The organism is Brevibacillus sp. HB2.2, assembly GCF_013284275.1.
GTDB classification, from domain to species: Bacteria; Bacillota; Bacilli; order Brevibacillales; family Brevibacillaceae; genus Brevibacillus; species Brevibacillus brevis_D.
Genome location: NZ_JABSUV010000132.1, coordinates 1 through 241 on the forward strand (window position 1 = coordinate 1; position 241 = coordinate 241).

Annotated in this window: 1 pseudogene; it reads left to right on the forward strand. The window is 39.8% G+C overall.

What is annotated here, in order from left to right:
- Nucleotides 1-241: pseudogene (locus HP401_RS35545) on the forward strand (DUF4062 domain-containing protein); the annotation flags it as partial.

The following is a 241-nucleotide window of genomic DNA, read 5'->3' on the forward strand; positions in this document are numbered from 1 at the left end:
ATGGGAATATGAGTATGCCGGAGAAGCGGGCAAACCTAGATTTGCTTTTGTTGTCACGGATGAAGCATTAAGACAAAAGCCTTACGACTTCGCAGCAATTGAATATTATCAGAAATTTCAAGAGTTTAAGCAATCGGTCATGGAACAAATTCCTATCTACTATGTTGAAGATGTACGGCACATTAAAATGGTACTACGTGATCAATTGCCAGAGTATGCAGCAAGAGACGATTTGTATGGC